General features: G+C 64.1%; 21 protein-coding genes. 8 read left to right on the top strand and 13 right to left on the bottom strand.

Annotated elements, in window-relative coordinates; all coding sequences use genetic code 11:
• Positions 1 to 42 precede the first annotated feature (42 nt).
• On the top strand, positions 43 to 528 hold the full coding sequence (locus JGU71_RS19180) for a DUF3558 domain-containing protein (protein ID WP_307829724.1): 486 nt from the start codon (positions 43 to 45) through the stop codon (positions 526 to 528).
• Positions 529 to 587: 59 nt separating this feature from the next.
• Here JGU71_RS19180 and JGU71_RS19175 read toward each other — a convergent pair whose 3' ends face one another.
• From JGU71_RS19175 to JGU71_RS19165, 3 genes are all read right to left on the bottom strand, one after another.
• Positions 588 to 3,092 (bottom strand): ABC transporter permease, encoded by a 2,505-nt coding sequence (locus JGU71_RS19175; RefSeq protein ID WP_199706086.1) that lies wholly within the window; start codon positions 3,090 to 3,092, stop codon positions 588 to 590.
• Between the two features lie 33 nt (positions 3,093 to 3,125).
• Positions 3,126 to 3,914: an ABC transporter ATP-binding protein gene (locus JGU71_RS19170; RefSeq protein WP_199705888.1), complete on the bottom strand. Its 789-nt coding sequence runs from the start codon at positions 3,912 to 3,914 to the stop codon at positions 3,126 to 3,128.
• A gap of 102 nt (positions 3,915 to 4,016) precedes the next feature.
• A complete protein-coding gene (locus JGU71_RS19165; protein ID WP_199706085.1) occupies positions 4,017 to 5,171 on the bottom strand; it encodes a lipase family protein in 1,155 nt (384 codons plus the stop codon).
• A gap of 204 nt (positions 5,172 to 5,375) precedes the next feature.
• Between JGU71_RS19165 and JGU71_RS19160 the strand changes: the two genes are divergently transcribed.
• On the top strand, positions 5,376 to 6,146 hold the full coding sequence (locus tag JGU71_RS19160; protein WP_199705887.1) for a deoxyribonuclease IV: 771 nt from the start codon (positions 5,376 to 5,378) through the stop codon (positions 6,144 to 6,146).
• A gap of 8 nt (positions 6,147 to 6,154) precedes the next feature.
• On the opposite strand, the gene JGU71_RS19155 is transcribed toward JGU71_RS19160, so the two are convergent.
• Positions 6,155 to 7,567 carry an amidase gene (locus JGU71_RS19155; protein WP_307829723.1) on the bottom strand — a complete coding sequence of 471 codons (1,413 nt, stop codon included), beginning with the start codon at positions 7,565 to 7,567 and terminating at the stop codon, positions 6,155 to 6,157.
• 111 nt (positions 7,568 to 7,678) lie between these two features.
• Here JGU71_RS19155 and JGU71_RS19150 point away from each other — a divergent pair, with 111 nt between their 5' ends.
• Positions 7,679 to 8,524 carry a maleate cis-trans isomerase family protein gene (locus tag JGU71_RS19150; RefSeq protein WP_199705885.1) on the top strand — a complete coding sequence of 282 codons (846 nt, stop codon included), beginning with the start codon at positions 7,679 to 7,681 and terminating at the stop codon, positions 8,522 to 8,524.
• Here JGU71_RS19150 and JGU71_RS19145 read toward each other — a convergent pair.
• A complete protein-coding gene (locus JGU71_RS19145) occupies positions 8,426 to 8,917 on the bottom strand; it encodes a DUF3830 family protein (RefSeq protein ID WP_199705884.1) in 492 nt (163 codons plus the stop codon). The two genes, JGU71_RS19150 and JGU71_RS19145, sit on opposite strands and share 99 nt — an antisense overlap.
• 62 nt (positions 8,918 to 8,979) lie before the next feature.
• Here JGU71_RS19145 and JGU71_RS19140 point away from each other — a divergent pair, with 62 nt between their 5' ends.
• The gene (locus JGU71_RS19140) at positions 8,980 to 9,705 is read left to right on the top strand and encodes a maleate cis-trans isomerase family protein (RefSeq protein ID WP_233529755.1); all 726 of its coding nucleotides are present in this window, start codon (positions 8,980 to 8,982) and stop codon (positions 9,703 to 9,705) included.
• A 51-nt stretch (positions 9,706 to 9,756) separates the two neighbouring features.
• Here JGU71_RS19140 and JGU71_RS19135 read toward each other — a convergent pair whose 3' ends face one another.
• The 6 genes from JGU71_RS19135 to JGU71_RS19110 all read right to left on the bottom strand — a co-directional run bounded on the left by JGU71_RS19135 (position 9,757) and on the right by JGU71_RS19110 (position 17,353).
• Complete coding sequence (locus JGU71_RS19135; protein ID WP_199705883.1) at positions 9,757 to 10,713, bottom strand: D-2-hydroxyacid dehydrogenase; 957 nt, start codon at positions 10,711 to 10,713, stop codon at positions 9,757 to 9,759.
• Entirely contained in the window at positions 10,703 to 11,434 is a 732-nt protein-coding gene (locus tag JGU71_RS19130; RefSeq protein WP_199705882.1) for a GntR family transcriptional regulator, read from the bottom strand. The genes JGU71_RS19135 and JGU71_RS19130 overlap by 11 nt, the downstream gene beginning before the upstream one ends.
• 9 nt (positions 11,435 to 11,443) lie before the next feature.
• The gene (locus JGU71_RS19125; protein ID WP_199705881.1) at positions 11,444 to 12,883 is read right to left on the bottom strand and encodes an NAD-dependent succinate-semialdehyde dehydrogenase; all 1,440 of its coding nucleotides are present in this window, start codon (positions 12,881 to 12,883) and stop codon (positions 11,444 to 11,446) included.
• On the bottom strand, positions 12,883 to 15,774 hold the full coding sequence (locus JGU71_RS19120; RefSeq protein WP_307829722.1) for an FAD-binding and (Fe-S)-binding domain-containing protein: 2,892 nt from the start codon (positions 15,772 to 15,774) through the stop codon (positions 12,883 to 12,885). The genes JGU71_RS19125 and JGU71_RS19120 overlap by 1 nt, the downstream gene beginning before the upstream one ends.
• Complete coding sequence (locus tag JGU71_RS19115) at positions 15,767 to 17,023, bottom strand: aspartate aminotransferase family protein (RefSeq protein WP_199705880.1); 1,257 nt, start codon at positions 17,021 to 17,023, stop codon at positions 15,767 to 15,769. Before JGU71_RS19115 ends, JGU71_RS19120 begins: the two co-directional genes overlap by 8 nt.
• Positions 17,024 to 17,110: 87 nt before the next feature.
• Positions 17,111 to 17,353, bottom strand: a complete 243-nt coding sequence (locus JGU71_RS19110) for a hypothetical protein (protein WP_199706110.1) — start codon at positions 17,351 to 17,353, stop codon at positions 17,111 to 17,113.
• A 243-nt stretch (positions 17,354 to 17,596) separates the two neighbouring features.
• Here JGU71_RS19110 and JGU71_RS19105 point away from each other — a divergent pair, with 243 nt between their 5' ends.
• Entirely contained in the window at positions 17,597 to 17,950 is a 354-nt protein-coding gene (locus JGU71_RS19105) for a hypothetical protein (RefSeq protein WP_199705879.1), read from the top strand.
• A gap of 21 nt (positions 17,951 to 17,971) precedes the next feature.
• Here the strand turns inward: JGU71_RS19105 and JGU71_RS19100 are convergent, their stop codons facing one another.
• Positions 17,972 to 19,099: an acyl-CoA dehydrogenase family protein gene (locus JGU71_RS19100; RefSeq protein WP_199705878.1), complete on the bottom strand. Its 1,128-nt coding sequence runs from the start codon at positions 19,097 to 19,099 to the stop codon at positions 17,972 to 17,974.
• A 9-nt stretch (positions 19,100 to 19,108) separates the two neighbouring features.
• Entirely contained in the window at positions 19,109 to 20,284 is a 1,176-nt protein-coding gene (locus JGU71_RS19095; RefSeq protein ID WP_199705877.1) for an acyl-CoA dehydrogenase family protein, read from the bottom strand.
• 98 nt (positions 20,285 to 20,382) lie between these two features.
• Here JGU71_RS19095 and JGU71_RS19090 point away from each other — a divergent pair, with 98 nt between their 5' ends.
• From JGU71_RS19090 to JGU71_RS19080, 3 genes are read left to right on the top strand one after another with little or no spacing between them, the layout of a single operon-like run.
• Positions 20,383 to 20,937: a histidine phosphatase family protein gene (locus tag JGU71_RS19090; protein WP_199705876.1), complete on the top strand. Its 555-nt coding sequence runs from the start codon at positions 20,383 to 20,385 to the stop codon at positions 20,935 to 20,937.
• A 31-nt stretch (positions 20,938 to 20,968) separates the two neighbouring features.
• Positions 20,969 to 21,460: a RidA family protein gene (locus tag JGU71_RS19085; RefSeq protein WP_199705875.1), complete on the top strand. Its 492-nt coding sequence runs from the start codon at positions 20,969 to 20,971 to the stop codon at positions 21,458 to 21,460.
• A 5-nt stretch (positions 21,461 to 21,465) separates the two neighbouring features.
• On the top strand, positions 21,466 to 22,062 hold the full coding sequence (locus JGU71_RS19080; RefSeq protein WP_199705874.1) for an AMIN-like domain-containing (lipo)protein: 597 nt from the start codon (positions 21,466 to 21,468) through the stop codon (positions 22,060 to 22,062).
• The last annotated feature ends 21 nt before the right edge of the window (positions 22,063 to 22,083 follow it).

The following is a 22,083-nucleotide window of genomic DNA, read 5'->3' as shown; positions in this document are numbered from 1 at the left end:
TCCTTTCGGAGGGCGGGCCCTCCGAAAGGACTCACGACTGGCGTGCTCGCATTGGTTTTTTTGACCGGATGCGGTGGCGGTGGGGATGATGCCGTGGGCGGTGCATCTGTGCAGGAATCGGCCGCTGCCGCAACGCAGTTCGGCGCCTTCTACGGCGAGTGCGGGTCCATCGATACCGCCGCCGTGGTTCAGATCACCGGCTACAGCGGGCTGGAACTCGTCGCGAACAACGGCATCAAGTGTCGCTGGGAGACGCCTACCGGCTCGCCGTACGTCATGTTCACCTGGTTCCGCGGCAGCCCGTTCGAGCGCGAACGTGAGGTCGCGATCAGGTCGGGCAAGATCGTCGAAGACATCGAGATCGACGGTCATCGAGCATTCACGTCCGCAGCCGACGGCATCTGTCAGGTCGGCATCGCAGATGGTGCCGACTTCATTCACTGGCTGGTCAGGACCGACACAACCGGCGTTGCGGCGGCGTCGTGTGACACGGCAATAGGCCTAGGCGAGAGGACGATCGGCGCCTAGGGTCGTGAGTCCTTTCGGAGGTTGGGCCCTCCGAAAGGACTCACGAGCGGCGGAGCCGCCTATTCCGCCAATGCTTCCAGCGGCTTGGTGCGGGCTGCGCGAACGGCCGGCCACAGCGCCGCCAACACGCCGACCACCGCGGACCCGACCAGCATCGCCACTACCTGACCCCACGGCACCGCGATCTCGCCTAGGCCCTGGTCTCGCAGGGTTCTGATGAAGCCCGTCCCGAGCCCGATGCCGAGCAGCACGCCGACGATCGCACCGAACACCGCGATCAGCACCGACTCCAGGTAGATCGTCCGGCGAACCTGGCTGCGCGCCATACCAACTGCCCGCAACATGCCTATCTCGCGTCGCCGTTCGACGACCGACAGCGCCAGAGTGTTGATGATGCCGAGGATCGCGATCACGATCGCCAACGCGAGCAATCCGTACAACACGGCGAGCAGCGTGTCGATCTGCTTGCCCTGCTCCCCCTTGAACTGCTCCCGATCCTGAACGGAGACAACGACGAACTGGTCCGTCGCATCTTCCAACTCGGCGCGAAGCGCCTCCTGATCGACGCCAGGCTTCGACTTCACCAGCACGAGGAAATCAGCGCGGAGGTTGTCCGGTGTGATCTTCTGATACAACGCATCCGAGACGATCCAGTTGCCGAGCAACTGCGAATCCTCGAAGATGCCGGTCACACGAACCGGGTGCGGCTCGTTGTCGAAGCTCGTCAACGTGACTGTGTCACCGAGCTTCCAGCCTTTGTCGTTCGATTCGGTTTCCGACACCAGCATGCCGTCGTCGGCGAGGTCCTTGTTGCCCTCGACCATCGTCATCGCGAGGACGGAATCCGGCGGGCTGCTGAAGGCCACGCCGTTGCCTGCACTCTCGTCACCGACCTTGGCGAGCACGAATCGCAGCGAAACCGCCTGCTCCACATCACCTATTGCACGCACCGCATCGCCTGCCGGAGTCGGAACACCGATCATCTGCGGACCCGTGAGGACGAAGTCGGCCTTCACACCTTTGTCGACCAGAGTGTCGACGCTGGCCTTCGCCGATGCTCCGAACATGCCGATCGCCGAGACGAGCATGAGACCGAGGGTCAACGCGAAAGCCGTTGCTGCGGTGCGGCGCGGGTTGCGCACCGCGTTGTTGCGAGCCAACCGACCCACCGAACCGAACGGCTTGGTGAGCACCCCGAGGCCACCCACGATCGGACGTGACAACGCCGGCGCTGCGAGCAGCACTGCAAAGACAAGGGCGACAGCTCCGAGACCGACCGTCGACGCCGCCGGACCACCCGTCCCCTGCGCCCCGATCACAACGGCCGCCACCCCGATGACGGCGAGCACCGCACCGAATATCGTTCTGAGCCGCAGCGAATCTCCGGTCGAGGCAAACTCTTCGCGCATCGCTTCGACCGGCGGAATCTTCGCCGCTCGACGGGCCGGGGCGTAGGCGCTGACCACGGTCACCACAACGCCGACGACAAGTGCGACGACGATCGTCCGCGGCTCTAGTCGGAGCGAACCGGTCGGCAGTCCGAGGTCGAACACATTGAGCAGCGAGCGCAGTCCGTACGCCAGACCGACGCCCGACGCCAGACCAAGTGCGCTACCGACAACGCCGACGATCAACGCCTCGAACACCACCGACCGACCGACCTGCGCCCGACTCGCGCCGATCGCACGCAGCAGCGCCAGTTCGCGAAGGCGTTGCGCGACGATCATCGAGAAGGTGTTGTAGATGATGAAAGTGCCTACCAGCAGCGCAATTCCACCGAATGCGAGCAGGAAGTAGTTGATGAAGCTCAGCGCTTCGTTGATCTCGCCCTTCAGTTCTTCGCGAACCTCGTCACCGTTCTGCACCTTCAGGTCCGGAAACGCTGCCTGGATGCGGTCACGTAACTCGTTCTGCGACAGACCGGTTCCGGCGACATCGACGTAGGCGACGTGCTGTCCGTCTGTGAAGAGTTCACGCGCCTGCGTGTCGTCCAACAGCGCGCCGATGTACCCACCGCTGTCCGTCGACGTCGAGTAGATGCCGGTCAACGTGACGTCGTACAGACCACGCGACGGGACGAGCAACTTGGTCTTGTCCCCGACCTTCAGGTTTCCTTTCGCCGCCGCGCCCTCGTTGAGCGCGAACTCACCCGGCTTCGACGGCGGCACACCCGAGGTGAACGTCTCTGCCTGTTCGAGCGCTTTGTCCGGCGGTAGGTAGGAGGCACCGATGCTCGGCGCGCCGCCAGTTTGCAAGGCCTTGTTGTCCTTGTCCAGCAACACGATCGAGCCGTTGACGCTCGGCGCGACGGTCCGTACTCCATCGATGGCGGCGATCTTGTCGACGTCGGCCAGCGGCACTCCGCTGGAGCGAACATCTTCGGGGCTGACGCGCACGTCCACGCCGACCGCGATATCGGAGAACAGACCGTCGAACGTCTTCGACAAGGTATCGGTGAAGACGAACGATCCTGCGACGAAGGCGGTTCCGAGAACTACCGACAGCAGCGTAAGTGCGAGTCGAACCTTGTGTGCTGCCAGATTGCGCAGCGAGACCTTGCGCATCGGTGACGATGCGATTGCAGACGCTTTCATGTCTCAGACCGTTTCCAGCGACTTCATCCGGTCGAGCACGGATTCGGCTGTGGGATCGCGCAACTCGTCGACGATGTGGCCGTCGGCAAGGAACACGACACGGTCGGCGTGTGCGGCCGCCCGCGGATCGTGGGTGACGATCACAACCGTCTGACCGAATTCGTCGACCGACGCCCGCAAAATCGACAACACCTCACCCGATGACCGGGAGTCGAGGTTGCCCGTAGGTTCGTCGCCGAAGATGATCTCCGGCCGAGCAGCCAACGCGCGGGCGCACGCGACCCGCTGCTGCTGTCCGCCGGACAGTTCACCGGGGCGGTGACTCAGGCGGTCGAGCAGTCCGAGCCTGCCGATGACGGTGTCGAGCCATTCCTTGTCGGGTTTGCGTCCCGCGATGTCGAGCGGCAGCGTGATGTTCTCCAGCGCCGTCAACGTCGGGACCAGGTTGAACGCCTGGAACACGAAGCCGATTCGGTCGCGTCGCAACATCGTCATCTGCTTGTCCGACAGTGACATCAATTCGGTGTCACCGATCAGCACCGACCCCGAGGTCGCGTTGTCCAACCCCGCGAGGCAGTGCATCAGCGTCGATTTGCCGGACCCAGACGGACCCATGATGGCGGTGAACTCGCCGCGCACGAAGTCGGCAGATACCCCGTCGAGCGCACGCACCTGGGTGTCACCACTGCCGTAGGTCTTGACCACGTCGATGGCCCGTGCCGCTATAGCCGGGCTGCTCTCTGGTTCGGTGTCGGTGCTTCGCACATCGGTGGACCTGGCATTGGAGGGCATGGTCGCCTTTCGTCTACTCGATCAGGATCTGCCAACCATCCTGTCCGTTTCCGGCGGATGGCGCTATCGGGGAAGACCCTGATCAAGTCGACTAGTCGGCGATCAGCACTGCGTCGGTGCCGGTTCCCCGCGGAATCGTGCCTCGATGTAGTTCCAGGCCTGCGGGAATCCGAGTGCGGCACAGGTCATGTGCTCGGAGATGTCGTACGGCGCAAAGAGCAGGTTTGCCCCGTTGTCGCAGTATCTGCGTGCGACGTCGGCGACGGCGTCGTACGGCGTCAATCCGTCGTAGATGCCGTGCCAAATCATGATCGGCACCTGCGGCACGTCACGGAAGTACCGCAGACTGTTCTCTCGCAGCACCGACATGGCCGCCGAACTCGTCATCAGGTCGCGGCGCGCAGCCAGCTGTTCCGCACTTCTGAACAAGCCGTGGAAGATCAGGAAGCGCCTGCACTCGTTCGCCATGAACGACCGCAGGAACAATCCGTTGTCGTTGAGCTGACTGGTGATCGGCAGACGATCGGGGTACTCACGCTCAAGACCCATCGCGGCTGCGAAGGCCAGACCGAAACCTGGGTGCGGAGCGAACCCGAGCCCGCGAGCCATTTCCTCGAGGTCGGCAGGGATGCCGCCCGCGACGACGCCGTCGATCTTCAACTCGGGCGCGTAGGTCGGCTGCAGCGCTGCTGCCCACGCGCTTGCCATACCGCCACCGGAGTAGCCGGCGAGAACGACGGGAACGTTGGACAGGCCGAGTTCGGTGACCTGCTTGACCGCGCGAACGCTGTCGAGCGTGACCATGCCACCGAGCTTGGCGGCACCGTATGCGCCGGTGGGTCCGAGGTGATCGGGCACCGAGATCGCCCAACCGCGTCCGATCGGCAGATACATGCCCGGTGCATCGTTGAGCTCGGCATTGAAGAGCGACCGCGACGGATTGCACTTCACGCCAAGCGAATTGATGATGGCCTGGTAGGAGACGAGCGGCGGGTTCTTGATGCCGATCGGCATCAGGACCGTTGTCATACCCATGATCGGGTTGCCCGCGGAGTTAGTCGACCGGAAGGCGACGTGGTAGCCCTCCGTGCCCGCGTACCAGAAGGTGTCGATCTTGCGCACCCGGACGACGTCGCCGGGCTTGAAATTTCCGATGTCCGCAGGAGCATGGAAGAACGGATCAGGGTCCTGGTCCGGATACAACGGCTCGGCACTGGCTCCCGGGCTCATAAAACCTGCGATGAGAATGCCCACCATCGCTGCCAACAACAACTTTATGCCACGCCTGATCAAAGTCCCGCTCCCTTAATTCCCAACCCTCATCGTCGGAACGCGCTGACTTTATATGACCGTGACCTCGTTCACACCATGGACGAGTCAAAGTGGGGTAAAAGCTGAGCAACTTCGAGGTGACGCCGTGAAATTCGGAGCGTGTCGGGGGGCACCGATACCCTGATTCCCATGCGAATAGGAGCCCACGTCCGGCTTGACAGTGATCCGATCGGATTCGGCGAAGAGCTCGGTGCCGACTTGATTCAGATGTTCGTCATCGATCCGCAAGGGTGGGAGAAGCCGAAACCCCATCCTCGCACCGAGGAGATTCTGGCGAGCCCGATCGATGTGGTCGTGCACTCCTCGTACCAGATCAATGTGGCGAGCACGAACAACCGATTGCGGATGCCGTCACGGCAGGCCGTCGCCGCTCAGGCAAAGGCTGCGGCGGATCTCGGCGCGTTCGGACTCGTCGTACACGGTGGTCACGTCCGCAACGACGGCGAGATCGATGCCGGAATCGACAACTGGCGCAAGCTGTTCGAACGCCAGGCGGAGAAGGGCGGGTTCCCGGTCCCGATCCTGATCGAGAACACCGCGGGCGGCGATCACGCGATGGCCCGCTACTTCGATTCGATCGCGAAGCTGTGGGATGCGGTCGGCGAGTTCGGCGCAGGGTTCTGCCTCGATACGTGTCACGCCTGGGCAGGCGGCGAAGATCTGGTCGGCATCGTCGATCGGATCAAGGCCATCACCGGACGCATCGACCTCGTCCACCTCAACAGTTCGCGCGACGAATTCGATTCGGCGCGCGACCGTCACGCCAACTTCTCGGACGGCACGATCGATCCCGAGTTGCTCGCTGAGGTGTGCAGATCGGCAGGTGCACCGGTGATCCTCGAAACCCCGGCAGAAGGCCTAGCCGACGACCTGGCCTACCTGCGTGAGCACACGGGCTAGCGGCTGCGTCATAACAAGACGGGACGCCGTTTCCACCACTCGGTCGCGTCTTCGTACGTCTTCGCGGCATTGAGCACCCGGACGTCCGCGTGGCGTGGTCCGACGATCTGCAACCCGATCGGCAATCCCGAGGCCGAGAAACCACACGGCACAGTGATCGCCGGTTGCTGAGTGAGATTGAACGGATACGTGAACGGGGTCCAGCTCGTCCACCCTCGCCCGGTCCAGCCTTCGGGAACTTCGACGCCTGCTTCGAAGGCCACGATCGGCATGGTCGGCGTCACGAGTAGGTCGTATTGCTCGTGGAAGGCACCCATCGCGACGCCCAGGTTCATACGTCGGGCGTTGGCCTCGAGGTAGTCCTGCGCCGAGAATTCGCGGCCGAGTTCGCAGGCTCGGGCCAGGGCTGGGTCGAGCTCCGAGCGCTGCTGCTCGGTGAGGTGCTCGGTCGCCTTGGCCGCGCCGGCGAACCACAGGCATTCGAAGGCCCAGACCGGATCGTCGAATCCGGGATCTACCTTTTCGACGTGCGCGCCGAGGTCCGCGAGGATGCCGACCGCCCGCTCGACGGCAGCGGCGACCTCGGGATCGACAACAGCGAAGCCGAGGTCGGGGCTGTAGGCGACACGCAGACCTGCCAGCGACGTGTCGAGACCGGAACGGAAGCTGGCGGACGGGCTAGCGAGCGCGGACCAGTCGCGCGAGTCCGGACCTGTGACGACGTCGAGGACAAGGGCTGCGTCGTCGACGGTCGTCGTCAACGGACCGACATGGGCGAGCGTGCCGAATGGGCTGGGCGGGTAGATCGGCACGGTTCCGTAGGTTGCTTTGAATCCGACGACGCCGCAGAAGCTGCCGGGAATGCGCACCGAACCGCCACCGTCTGTCCCCATCGCGAGCGGGCCCATACCTGCGGCCACTGCGGCAGCCGCGCCACCGCTCGAACCGCCGCTCGTCCGGGTCGGGTCCCACGGGTTGCGGGTGACGCCGGTGAGCGGGTTGTCGGTGACGCCTTTCCACCCGAGTTCGGGCGTTGTCGTCTTTCCGACGAGGACGGCGCCACTCTCCCGCAAGCGCGCGACACACGGCGAATCGACCGCCCAATCCTGGTCCGGATCGATCGACTTGGAACCCCTGCGGGTAGGCCAACCTCGGGTTAGTAACAGGTCCTTAACAGAGGCCGGCACACCGTCGACGGGACCGGCGGGCTGGCCTGCCTGCCAGCGGTTTTCCGACTTCTGCGCTTCGGCTAGCGCAAAAGACGAATCGAGCACACAATAGGCGTTGACGGCGCTGTCGAAGGTCTCGATCCGGGTCAAAACGGCTTGGGTCGCCTCCACTGGCGAGACGTCTCGACGCCGGTAGGCAGAGACGAGTTCAACGGCAGTCCAGTCAGCTAGATCGCTGGGTTGCGCACCCACTGGGCACATCCTCTCGCTTGGGCCTATTTATCTACACAGAAACACAATCTCGCGGATCGGTTCGACGTCGCGCCTCCGATAGTAGATTGTTTACAATTGTGAGGTGTGATGATGACGGACCGGACCGAGGAACAGTCCTACCTGGGCGTCATCGTGCCCTACGATTTCGCACTCGATCGTGAGATCTGGCGCTGGACCCCGAAGCGTGTCAGCCTGCTGGTCACACGGACCCCCCACCTCGGCCTGCCCTCGACTGTTGCCATGGCCGAGTCGATCAGCAACGACCGCACGGTCAGGCACGCGACCCGGCAATTGCTGACAACCGACCCTGCGGCCGTTGTGTATCTGTGCACGTCAGGCAGCTTTATTCGCGGCGCTGCCGGGGAACGACAGATGCGGTCGGTGATGACCAAAGCCGGCGCGCCCGCCGCCGTCACCACTGCAGGCGCCCTCGTCCAGGCCTGCGAAGCGCTCGGCACCCGGAAGATCGCGCTCGCGACGCCGTACATCGACGGCGTCACCGACCGGCTGCGGATCTTTCTCGAGGAGTCGGGCATCGGCGTCACGTCGAGCCTCGGACTCGGCCGGGAAGACCGCATCTGGCAGATCAGCGAGGAACACATCCGCGAGCTCGTGCTCGATGCCGATCACCCCGACGCGGAAGCGATCTTCGTCAGCTGCACCAACCTGCGGACCTACCCGCTGATCCGCCAGCTGGAAGCCGACCTCGGCAAACCGGTCCTGACCGCAAACCAGGTGTCGATCTGGGCCGCTCTACGTGCTGCCGGAATCAGGCAACCCGACATCAAGCAGCGGTTGTTCATCGACACCTGGCAGGGCAAGCGCCGGCGGGGTCCGTCAGAGACCACCCTCGCGGCGCTCGAATCGCAGCGTCTCGCCTTCCACGCCCCGCAGCCACAGATCCTGCGACGCGGCGGCGATCTCGTCGAGCCCTGACACGATCGTCGCGAACACGTTGCCTGGCACGAAGCCGAAATCCGGATTGAGCAGCAGGTTGTTGCGTTCGTAGAAGAGCGCTAAGTCAATTTTCGGTGCTGTCGCCTCGTAGCCGTGCGATTTGGCCGAGAGCTGCCACGGCGCGAACGTGAAGTACATGACGTCGCCGGGAATCGGCGTGATGGTCGGATTCTCGGGTCCGGGCTCGTCTGGGGCGAAGGCGTCGATCAGCGTGTAGATCTCGTTTCGCGCGTATTTGGCGTGGTACGCGCCTTCCCCGAGCGGCAGCGCGTTCCAGACGGCGTCGCAGGTTCGGGGTGCGAGGTCGTCGAGCAATTTGGCGACGCAGGTGACGCCGCGCTTCTCCAACGTGATGTCGATGTACCGGCTCATAAACGCTCCTCTTCGACGGAATGTATATTGTTGACAATCATACGGACTCACTTGGAGGTGGCATGACTGAGCGGCTGCCGACCATCGGAATTCTTTACCCGGGCTTCTCTGCGGAGGACGATTTCCCACGCTTCGAAAAGCTGCTCGGCGATGCGGTCGCACTCCCGGTTCAGCACACGCTGATGAACGAGGACGCGCACCGCTTGGATGCGCTACTCGACTGGGGTCGGCCGGAAACGCTCGCCGACGGTGCCGCCGCCTTGCAGCCACGCGGACTCGACGCGGTGATGTGGGCCTGCACCAGCGGAAGCTTCGCCTACGGCTGGGACGGCGCGCACGAACAAGCTGAGACGCTCGCGGCATCGGCAGGCGTACCGGCATCGAGTACGTCGCTGGCATTCGTCCATGCGTTGCGCGCCTTGGGGATCGACCGTGTCGCGGTCGCCGCGACCTACCCGGCAGATGTCGCCGCGCTGTTCACAGCATTCCTCGAAGCAGCAGGCATCGAGGTCGTGCGGACGACGAGCCACGACATCTTCACCGCAGCCGAGGTCGGCACACTGTCGGCACAGCGCCTCGCCGACATCGCGATTGCCGGTGACTCCCCGACCGCACAGGGGGTGCTGTTGCCGGACACTGCTTTTCACACAGCAGGCTATGTCGGCGAGCTCGAACTCCGACTCGGCAAGGTCGTCTTGACCGCCAACCAGGTGACGGTGTGGGAAGCACTGCGCTTGGTCGGCGCCTCGGTGGACCACAAATGCCTTGGGGCGCTTCGCACCTCGTGAGTCCTTTTGGTGGTCCCGCCCTCCGAAAGGACTCACGAGCGGCGTAGCCGCCTAATACCCCCGCGTCTTGTCGACGATGTTGGCTAGCTCCTTGCCGCCGACGTATCGCTCGAAATTTGCGACGAACAGCTCAGCCAGTCGGTCACGCCAACCCACCGCATCGCCGCTCATGTGCGGCGTAATCACCACTGAATCCAATTGCCACAGCGGATGATCGGCCGGTAGCGGTTCGGTGTCGAAGACATCGAGCGCGGCGCCCGCAATACTGCGCGTCTGCAGTGCCTCGACCAGATCGTCGGTGACGACCAACTCCCCCCGACCGACGTTGACAAGGCGCGCTGTCGACTTCATCGCCGCGAGCACACCAGCATCGACCATCCCACGCGTCGCAGCTGTCAGCGGCGCCAGAAGAACAACGTAATCGAACTCTTCGACAACACTTTTCAAGTCCGAACTGGCATGCACCACACCGAAGTCGGCATCCGCATCCGCGCCGACGCGCCCGGAACCCGCAACCTGCATACCGACCGCGGTGAGCAATCGTGCGGTCTCGCGACCGATCGCACCCGTCCCGACCACCAACACACTTGTCCCTGCAATGCTTTCGGTCTCTCGATGCCGCCACTGCTTCGTATCCTGAAGGCGGACCGATGTCGAGACGTCCTTCGCGAAACCGAGGATCGTCGCCAAAACGAACTCCGCGATCGGACGGTCGAACACACCCCGCGAATTGGTCACCAGCACATCGGATTCGACGAGTTCGTCGAATAGCAGCGAATCGACACCCGCAGCGGCGACATGAACCCACCGCAGCGAGTCAGCCTCGGACCACGCTGTCCGCAACGCGGTGGAGAAGAAGTCCCACACGAGGAGAACATCTGCGCCCGAGAGGTTTTCGGCAAGGGTGTCCGCCGTCGCGTAGCGCACGTCGGCGACCGCCGCCACCGCGTCCATGCCGGACGGCAGCACGTCGGCGTGCAGCACGACGACGACGGGTTTACGCGCCATGCGACGTCGGCGTCGTGCGGGGTCCGCTTTCACTGTCCAGCAACCGATCCCGCTCGGCCATCAGCATCGTCAGATCTTCGACGGCGGTGGCCATATGGGTTCTGATCGCCGCGGCGAGGGCTTCCCAAGGACCGGTATCGAGCAGGTCGACGAGACGCTGATGCTCCTCGGTGAGCGCCTGGGGCCGGTGATAGGCGTTCTCCAAGTGCACCATACAAATTCGAGACTCAGCGGCGAGCGTGGCGTAGATCCGCACCAACCGCGAATTGCCCGTCGCCTCGACGAGCGTCGCGTGAAACTTCAAGTCCTGCTTCGCAAGATTCTTCCAGTCGTTGGCTGCGATCAGGGCAGGCATCTCCGCGACGATCATCCCCAGTCGGGCAACCGCAGCGGCCTTCAGATCCCGATTGCCTTCGAAGACGGTCCGCGCTGCAGCCTGCTCGACAGCCTCCCGCGCGGCGTAGATCTCGGCGATGTCGCCGGGACTCAACTCCACGACGAAGACACCACGATTGCGATGACTGACCAGCAAGCCCTCCTGCGCGAGGCGTTGCAGCGCTTCGCGAACCGGGCCGCGCGACACTGCGAGCTGCGCAGCCAGATTCGCCTCGCTGAGCTGCTCACCCGGCCGATACGACCCATCGAGAACGCGCTCGCGCAGCTGATCGGCAATGACGACCGACGTCTGCGGCGCATTCAACGGAGCCAACAACCTCGTCACGGGTACTCCCTACACATTCTTGGGTATCGCAAGGTACTTGTACTCCAGGAATTCCTCGATGCCAACACGGCCACCTTCCCGACCCAGACCCGATTGCTTGACGCCGCCGAACGGCGCTGCCGGGTTCGACACGAGACCCGTGTTCAGTCCGACCATGCCGACCTCCATCCGATCGCTGAGCCGCAGCGCGCGATCGATGTCCTGGGTGAACAGATAGCCGACCAACCCCCACTCGGTGTCGTTAGCGATATCGACGACCTCGTCTTCGTCGTCGAAGACCACGACGGCGGCGACCGGACCAAAGATCTCGGTACTCATCAGATCCGCATCGTGATTCACATCCGTCAGGACGGTCGGCGGATAAAAATGACCGGGACCATCGGGGGCCACACCGCCTGTCACGATGCGGGCGCCGCGGCCAACGGCGTCGGCAACCAACTCCTGCACCTTGGCCAACCCGTCGCCATCGATAAGCGGACCGATCTGCACACCGTCGGCAGCACCGTCGCCGACCCGCAGTTCGGACATCTTCGCTGCCAGCTTCTCCGTGAATTCCGTTGCAACACTGCGGTGCACGAAGAACCTGTTCGCGGCGGTGCACGCCTCCCCCATGTTGCGCAGCTTCGCCACCATGGCACCGTCGACAGCACGGTCCACGTCGGCGTCAGCGCACACGACAAATGGCGCGTTGCCGCCGAGTTCCATCGACGTCCGCATGACGGTCGACGCGGCCTGGCTCAGCAGCAGCTTCCCGACCTGTGTCGATCCGGTGAAGCTCAACTTCCTCGCGACACCGCTCGCCAGCCACGGACCGACCACCGACCCTGCGTCGCTTGTCGTCACGACGTTGCACACACCGGGCGGTAGCCCGGCATCCTCCAAGATCTGCATCAGAGCCAGCGCGGTCAGCGGCGTCTGCTCGGCAGGTTTGAACACCATCGTGCAACCGGCCGCAACAGCCGGACCGATCTTGCGGGTCCCCATCGCCAGCGGAAAGTTCCACGGCGTCACAAGAACACACGGACCGACCGGCACCTTGGACACGACGATCCGATTGCGGCCGTCACCTGTGGTGGTGTGATCGCCGCCGATCCGGACCGCCTCCTCGGAGAACCAGCGGAAGAACTCGGCACCGTAGGCCACCTCACCGCGAGCCTCGGCGAGCGGCTTGCCCATCTCCGCTGTCATGGTCGCGGCGAGTTCGTCGGTCCGTTCGAGGATGAGTTCGTAAGCGCGACGCAGGATCTCGCTTCGCTCCCGCGGTGCGGTCTGCGCCCAGGACGGTTGGGCGGCTGCTGCGGCAGCGAGCGCCCGATCGGCATCGACAGCGGAACCGTCGGCGACGTGGGCGAGGACGCTCTCGTCGGCGGGGTTGTGGACAGCAAAGGTGTTGCCCGACTCGGCAGGGGTCCACTTGCCGTCGATGTAGAGCAACTCGGGTGCGGCCATCAGTGCGGGTCCTCTCGTTCGCGATCTGGATCGAGCAACTGGGCGAGGTGCATCGACGACCGACCAAGTTGGTCCACCTGCATGCGGCAACTGAATCCGTCGGCGAGAACGACTGCATCGGAACCGGTTTCGCGTAGTGCGGGGGCGAGCGCTTGCTCGGCAACCTTCATACTGAGGTCGTAGTGCTCGCGTTCGAAGCCGAAATTGCCTGCCACACCACAGCAACCCGTCGCTTCGCGAACAGCATCGACGCCTGCCGCAGCGAGGGCCTTGCGTTGCGAACCCGCTCCGAACACCGCGTACTCGTGGCAATGCGTTTGCACCGTCACCTCGGCAGGCAGCGGTACCGAACTGCGCCAACCGGATTCGACCTGCTCGGTCACCGCCGTGGCAAAGCTTCGGACCCGCGCCGCGACGCGTCGGGCCGCATCCGTCTGCACCAACTCGGGTAGATCCTTGCGCAATGCCGCCGCACAACTCGGTTCGACGACGACGATGGGACGGTCCGTACCGTCGTCCAGTGCGCGCGCCGTCTTGGTGAGAACCTTTTTCGCCCTGCTCAATTGACCTGTCGATATCCAGGTCAGGCCGCAGCAGACATCGGTCCGGCATTCGACGGCTCGCCCAGCATCCGCGAGGACTCTCCGCGCGGACCCAGCGACATCGGGTCTGAAACCCTGTGTGAACGAGTCGATCACAAGCACGGTGTCCGCGTATGCAACCGCGGTACTCACCTCGCGACGCAACCGCCTACGCGACGTGAACTGCGGCAACGCCCGCTGCGACGTCAGTCCGGCAAGCCGCGCCGTCCCAGGTCGCACCAACCGATTGACGATCGGCGCCGTCCGGGATGTGACCTTCAGCCAGAGCGGCAACCAACCAAGGCTGTAGTGCGACAACGGCCTTCGTCTGCGCCGGTAGTAGTGGTCGAAGAACTCGGACTTGTACGTCGCCATGTCCACGCCGGTTGGACAGTCCGTCGAGCACGCTTTGCAGGACAGGCACAGATCGAGCGATTCGCGTACCGCGTCCGACTTCCACCCCTCGAGCGAAGTCGGTGCACCGCTGCGCACCATGTCCTGCAAAGCTCGCGCCCGACCACGCGTCGAATCCTTCTCGTCGCCGGTCGCCCGGAAACTCGGGCACATCACTCCCCCGCTGGAGGTCCGGCAGCGACCGACCCCGACGCAGCCCTGCACCGCCCGAACGAACGGATCGACCGTGCCATCGCCCGTCGCGAGTTCGAAACTTGTCTGCCATGCCAGCGGTGCGATGTCCGCCATTGCAAGGTCGGTGAGCATAGGCGCGGGATCGATGATGCTGCCGGGGTTGAGAATTGCCAGCGGATCCCAGATCTGTTTGAACTTCGCAAATGCGGTCATCGTCGACGGTGAGTACATCAGCGGCAACACGTCCGATCGTGCGCGGCCGTCGCCGTGTTCGCCGGATACCGACCCACCGAATCGCACGCAGAGGGCCGCCGCACGATGGACGAAGTCGGCCATCACCGCTCGCCCGGCGGCGGTGCGCTGGTCGAAGGTGATGCGGACGTGCATGCAGCCTGCGCCGAAGTGGCCGTACATAACGCCGGTGAGACCCAATTCGTCGAGCAGCGCGAGCATTTCGACGAGATAGTCGGCCAGCTGCTCGGGAGCGACGGCCGAATCCTCCCAGCCTGGCCAGCTTTCACCACCGCTGGCGAGGCGGGATGCAAGTCCGGCGCCGTCTTCACGGACCCGCCACAGGGACGCACTCTCGGTCGGGTCGGCAACGACGCGTCCGTCGACGAGACGCCCCGACGTCCGAAGTCGTTGCAGCAGTTCGCTACCGCGTGCACTGACCTGAGTGGAATCGTCACCGTCGAGTTCGACGTAGAGCCAGGCGCCGCCGTCAGGGAGACCGAGAACGGCATCGGCTCCGCGCCGATGCCGCATCGTGTCGACGATCGACGAGTCGATGCCTTCCACGGCGGCAGGCGAGTATTCGAGGATTGTCATAACATCACGAGCGGCGTCGACAACATCCCGGTAGCCGAGGCACAGCAGTTGTGCCGACTCGGCGACGGGAACCAACCGCAGGGTCGCCCCGACGATGACGACACAGGTGCCCTCGCTCCCGACGAGCGCACGCGCGATGTTGAACCCGTTCTCGGGCAACAGGTGTGCCAGGTGGAAACCCGATACCTGACGCGGGATCCGACCGAGTTCGAGCCGAAACTCCGAAAGATATTCCGTCGCAAGCGCTCGCAATGCGACTGTGAGTGCCGCAGCGGCAGCGACCGCTCCCGGATCACCGGGATCGGTCGCGTGCAGGCCGTCGCTCGTTGCCGTGAGCAGGTGGCCGTCGGCGGTCAGCACGTCCAGCGCCACAACATGATCGGAGGTTCGGCCGTGCCGGACCGAATGATTTCCGCACGCGTCGTTGCCGATCGCTCCGCCGACCGTCGCACGTGATTTGCTCGACGGGTCGGGCGCGAAGGTCAACCTGCCTGCAGTCGCCGCGGAGACCTGCCCCATCAGATCGGTGATGACGATGCCTGGCTCGACCTGCACCGTGCGCGCAGTGGCGTCGATCTGCAGCACCCGGTTCATGTACCGCGAGAAGTCGACTACGACGCCGGGACCGATCGAGTTGCCTGCCATCGACGTGCCGCCACCGCGTGAGGTGATCGGCACACCCGCGTCTGTGCACGCCCGGACGACTTCGACGGCATCGGCCACGGTCCGCGGAAACACAACTCCGAGCGGGCGGACTCGGTAATTCGAAGCGTCGTAGGAGTATTCGGCCCTGCGTCGGTCGTCGGTCTCCAGCGTGACGCCGGCAGCCGACAGCGCGTCGACGAGTCGCTGCGGTGCAGCAGCAGTCACCTCACGAGGCACGTCACTACCCACTCAACCCAACTTTCATGGCGGCACCGATCCGCCGAACGCCTTCGTCGATCTCGTCGGCCGTGACGGTCAATGCCGGGACTACCCGCACAACGTTCCCGTATCCACCGCAGGTGAGCAACAGCAGGTCTTGGTCGATCGCGGCCTGCTGCACCGCACGAGCGGCGTCGGCGTCGGGTTCCCCTGCATCGGTGGTGAATTCGAGCGCTTGCATCAAGCCGAGGCCACGCACATCGCCGACCTGGCCGAACTCCTGCCCCAGTCGAGCCAGCCCACTGGCAAGCTCGACACCACGAATCCGCGCGTTCTCGACCAGGCCTTCGTCACGAACGACGTCCAGCGTCGCGACCGCAGCCGCCGCGGCGACCGCGTTGCCACCGTAGGTGCCGCCTTGGGAACCGGGCCACGCTTTGGACATCAGCTCCGTCGATGCTGCGATCGCGGAGATGGGGAACCCACTGGCTAGCCCTTTGGCGGTGATGAGGACGTCCGGCGTTGCAGCGGAATGCTGATGGCCCCAGAACTTTCCGGTGCGACCGACGCCTGCCTGCACCTCGTCCAGAATGAAGACGATGCCGTGCCGATCAGCACGTTCGCGAAGACCTTCGAGAAAGCGTGGCGGTGTCGGCAGATAGCCACCGTCACCGAGTACGGGCTCGATGATGAACGCCGCTGTGTCGGCGACACTGGAGACCGTCTGCAGCAGGTAGTCCAACTCGCGCAACGCGAAGTCGACTGCGGTCTCCACATCCCAGCCGTAGCGATAGGCGTACGGGAAAGGTGCGAGGTGGACGCCGCCCATCAGCGGCGAAAATCCCGAACGAAACTTGGTACCGGCACTGGTAAGCGAGGCGGCCGCGACCGTTCGGCCGTGAAAGCCGCCGTGGAAGGCGATGATGTTCGGTCGGCCGGTAGCCATGCGCGCCAATCGAATCGACGCTTCGACGGCTTCCGATCCCGAGTTCGCGTAGAAGACGCTGTCCAGTCCGTCGGGTAGGACCTCGCCGAGTTTCTCGGTGAGTTCGAGCAGGGGGCGATGCAACAGGGTCGTGTACTGCGCATGGATTATCGAGCCGACCTGCTCGCGTGCGGCCGCGACAACACGCGGGTGGCAGTGCCCGGTGCTCGTGACGCCGATCCCCGTCGTGAAGTCGAGGTAGCGCCGGCCGTCCGTTCCGACGATCCAACTGCCCGAGGCATGGTCGACGATCACCGGTGTGGCCTGCTGCAGGATCGGGCTCAGTGCGGTCATGGACCAATGGTCGAGGCGAATCCGCAGATTGTCAACAATTGACGATCTGCATCTCCGCTGGTCCGACGAACACGCGGACGAACGGGACTACATACGTGGCGCGGAGAGCGTGCCGGCGATTGCCCGCCGCGTCGTTTCGAGCCGATCGAGCCCGTCGAAGCGGCCGAGAGCTTCGGCGCGCATCTTGAGCAGGATCAAGCCGGACGTCGACGCCGCGATCAGACCGCACACCGCAGATTCGACATGCAGTTCCGTGATTCCGACGACCGCCGCAGCGAGACCGACGAGAAACACGAACCAACATACTGACTTCGAAAAGTTGGACCCCATGACCAGTTGCTCCTTCACGAAAGACAGAAATTTCGTCCAGTGAGGTTCTCAATTGTTTACTTCTGTCACAGAGGTTACGACCGTGCAGGCAATATACGGCCGCGACACGACATAGAAAATCCGCTCGATACCGTTCCGAGATCTCGAAACCTATCCGAGCGGTGGCAAGCGAATCGACCACGATGGGCACGACAGCGACGAACCGGTTTAAAGTTGTCCAACTCTTTATCTAGATAGGACGACATGCGGGATTCGTTACGGACGGCGGCTGGGCCCGCGGTCGCCACACTCGCCATTGCTGTTGGCGTCACCCTCGTTGCGGCCTGCGGATCCAGCGCCGACGACAACGTCACTCCGCCGCCGTTGGAGCGCGGACTTTCGAGCGTCGTGTCGGTGCCGAGCGGATCGTCGACCCCTGGGGTGCTTGTGCCGCCGTCGCCGACGTGGCGCATTGCCGACGAAACGCAACCGAAGCGGACCACGACCGAACCACCGACGCGAACGTCGACCACACGCACGACGCGGCCGCGGCCGACGACAACCGAAGAGACCGAGCCGGAGACGACAGAAGAGACGACAACCCGGGCGGTCAGGTAACCCGACCGCCGGGCCGAGAAACTAGATGTCGATCTTCTCGTAGTCGGCCACGTGTCCGGCGAGTACGCGAACGTGATCGGCAGTTGCACCGAGGGTGTTCTCGATCGCCGTCAGGCGGCTCACGTAATGCCCGACCGGATATTCCGCCGTCATGCCGATGCCACCGTGCAGTTGGATCGCTTCGTGGCCGATGTGGCGGGCCGACTTGCCGATCTGCAACTTGGCGCGCGACGCGATCACGGGGTCGATCGTGCCGTCTGCAATCACCATCGTCGCGTACAGGCACATGCTGCGAGCGAGTTCCAGTGACACGTACATGTCGGCCGCACGTTGGGTGAGCGTCTGGAACTTCGCCAGCGGCACCCCGAACTGCTTGCGGGTCTTGAGGTATTCGGTGGTCAGTCGCAACGACTCTTCGAGCGCACCGACAGCCTCTGCGCCGAGCGCAGCCTGGCCACGCACGATTGCAGCCTCGATGTGCGCACTCGCATCGACTGCGTCGCCGAGGGATTCGGCAGCGGCACCGTCGAAATCGATCTGCGCACCGCGCAACCCATCGTGGGTCGTGAACACGTGTCGTGTCACACCCGACGCGGTCGCATCGACGAGAAACAGCCCGACCCCACCGTCGGGCAAAGTGGCGCTGACGACAAGGACATCGGCACAGTCGCCGCGGAGGACCGGATGCTTCTGCCCGGTGAGGGTCCACGAATCACCCTGCTGCGCAGCGGTGGTCGCGACATCGACGTTCGGCCAGCGCGAGCCCGCCTCGGCGTGTGCGAAGGCGAGCAGCGTGTTGCCCTCGGCAACCTCCGGCAGCAACTTCTTGCGCTGGTCGGCGGTGCCTGCGGCAGCAACGATGCCACCCGGAATCAGGACGGAATCGATCAGCGGTTCCGGTGCGAGACTGCGACCGAGTTCGGACAGTACGGTCATCGCCTCGATGGGGCCGGCATCCATTCCGCCGTCCTCTTCGCTGAAAATCAGTCCCAGCAAACCCAATTCGGCGAACTTCGACCACACGTCACGGCTCCAGCCGAGCTCGGTGGCGACGATCTGGTTCCGCTTTTCAGCGTCGTAGTTGCGCGTCAGAATCTCGCGGGTGGTGTCACGCAGCAGCTTCTGCTCATCGGTGAACTCGAAATCCATGGCTGCGCCTCACAATCCGAGGATCGTGGACGAAATGATGGTGCGCTGCACTTCGCTCGATCCTCCGTAGATGGTCACTTTTCGGTAGTTCAGGTAGTGCGGCGCCGTGAGCTGCGCCCATTCCGGCGTCACGATGTCGTCGCCTGCGCCGACCGGAAGTGACTCGGGGCCTGCAACTTCGAGCAGAATCTCGGTCGCAGCCTGCTGCAATTCGGAGCCACGCAACTTCAGCACCGACGACGCCGGGTTCGGCTTACCGTCCGTCGAGCCCGACACCACGCGAAGCTGCGTCAGTTCGAGGGCCAGCAACTCGTTTTCGAGTTCGGCGAGCTTCGCAGCGAACAGCGGATCTTCGAGCAACGTCGAGTTGCCGATCTTCGTTTGCGCCGCATGCTGTTTCGCCTCGGCGAGTCGCACCTTCGTCCGTCCGACACCGGTGATACCGGTGCGCTCGTTACCGAGCAGGAATTTGGCGTAGGCCCAGCCCTGATTCTCTTCGCCGACCAAGTTCTCGGCAGGCACTCGCACGTCCTCGAACCAGACCTCGTTGACCTCGTAGCCACCGTCGATCAGTTTGATCGGTCGAACCGTCAGTCCCGGCGACTTCATGTCGATGAGCAGGAACGAGATTCCGGCCTGCTTCTTCGGCGCATTCGGATCGGTCCGGACGAGGCAGAAGATCCAGTCGCCGTACTGACCGAGTGTCGTCCACGTCTTCTGGCCGTTCACTACGTAACTGTCGCCGTCGCGGACCGCGACGGTCCGCAGCGATGCCAGGTCGGATCCGGCCTCGGGCTCGGAGAAGCCCTGCGACCACCAGATGTCGAGGTTGGCCGTCTTGGGCAGGAAGCGTTCCTTGATCTCCTGCGATCCGAACGCCGCGATCACCGGGCCGACCATGCCGCAGTTGAACGTCAGCGGTTCCGGGACCGACGCCAGCTGCATCTCGTCGAGCCAGATGTGATGCTGCGTCGGCGTCCAATCCTTGCCACCCCACTCGACGGGCCAGTTGGGCACCGCAAGGCCGTTGGCGTTGAGGATTCGCTGCGTCGTCACCCAATCCTCACGACGGGGCTCGAGGCCACGTCGATTTCGGTCACGGATCTCGGCAGGAATTTCGGTCGCGTAGAAATTTCGCAGCTCGTCGCGAAACGCAACTTCTTCATCTGTGAGCGCTAGCTTCATGGGTGTCCCTAAGACGTTCGTCGGAGCCATCGGCCGGGCTAAGTTACTCTGCGGTTCATTATGCGGACGCCCGACAAACACAGCACGACCCGGGTCCGATGACCTACTTCGCTCTCGTACGGCACGGCGAGACCGACTGGAACCTGCACGGCCGTCTGCAGGGGTCCTCCGACGTGCCGCTCAACGACACCGGACGCGCGCAGGCGCGGGAAGCCGCCCACCGACTTGCCGACCGAACCTGGGACCTGCTGGTCAGTTCGCCACTGTCGCGCGCGAGCGAAACCGCGGACATCATCGGCGAATCCATCGGCTTGGCGCGCACCGAAACCTACGACGACCTGGTCGAACGCCACTACGGCGAAGCAGAGGGCCTGACCGACTGGGAGGCGTATCACGAGTGGCCACACGGCTGGTATCCCGGACTCGAGCCACGCGTCGAGGTTGCCGAACGAGGCCTGCGGGTCCTGCAGCAACTCGCTGCCGAACATCCAGAATCCGCGGTAGTCATCGTCACCCACGGCGGGGTCATCAGGGCAATACTCGATGTCGTACACACGCGTCGCTCGCCGCGAATCCTCAACGCAGCGGTCAGTACGTTGACAGCGAAACCAGAGGGCTGGCTGGTGCACAGCATCAACGGCGTCGACGTCTGAGCACGGTTGTCTCGAAACCAGGGGTGAGCACATGCGAATAGAGAACAAGCTCGCCGAACTCGGCTTCGTACTGCCGCCCGCCCCGGAACCCCAGCCCGGATTTCAGTTCGCCTTCGAGTGGGCGAGGGTCCGCGGCAATCGTGTCTACCTGTCGGGACATGCCGCCCAGAACCCGGACGGCACCTTGGCTGGTCCGTTCGGGAAGGTCCCGTCGCAGGTTTCCGTCGACGACGCATGCGACGCGGCACGGTCGGCGGCGCTGTCGATGATTGCGAGTGTCGCGCGTGCCGTCGGCGACTTGGACCGCGTCACCGCGTGGCTGAATGTGTCGGGAATGGTCAACGCCGACAGCGGCTTTCATCACTCGACGGTCGTGCTGAACAGTTTCAGCGACCTGATCCTGTGTGTGTTCGGTCCGCAGATCGGTGCGCACGCGCGTACAGCGGTCGGCGTGCAGTCGCTACCGCTCGACAACGTGGTGATCGTCGCTGCCGAGATAGAGATCGACGGCGACGTACCATAGGGCACATGAGTCACTTCCGTCACACCGTCGTCGTATGCGCGTCCCTACTCGCCGTCGGACTGACCGCAAGCTGCTCCGAAGACAGCGGCCCGGCCGAGCCGACCCCCGCCGCGTCGAGCGCAACACCGTCGACGACCACCACGACGACAGAGTCCGAGCCGCCGCCGACCGACGCGGGCATCAAGACAGCGAAACAGTCGCGGGACGCCGCGTTGACCGTCACCGACATCCGGATCGGCCACCACGAGGGCTACGACCGCGTCGTCTACGAATTCGGCGGCAAGGGCGCACCGGGCTGGTCGGTCGAATATGTGGACAAGGCGATCCAGGACGGCAGCGGCAACGATCTGCCCGTCAACGGCATGTCGATCATGCAGGTGCTGATCAACGGGTCCGCCTACCCGTTCGACAGCGGAGTCACCGAGTACGCGGGTCCGGACCCATTATCGGACCCGTCGGCGCCTGCCGTGGCCGAGGTTCACCTTGCAACGCTGTTCGAAGGTACGACACAGTCGTTCATCGGCACGACCGCCGAACGCCCGGCCTTCCGGGTGACAGCGTTGGCGAACCCGACCCGACTGGTTATCGATATCGCGAACTAGCCGGCCGCGAGCGGAGTGCGG

It is taken from the genome of Antrihabitans stalagmiti (assembly GCF_016482825.1).
Lineage (GTDB): Bacteria > Actinomycetota > Actinomycetes > Mycobacteriales > Mycobacteriaceae > Antrihabitans > Antrihabitans stalagmiti.
Note: the sequence above shows the minus strand (reverse complement) of the source record. Positions and strands in the feature narration are given on the sequence as shown.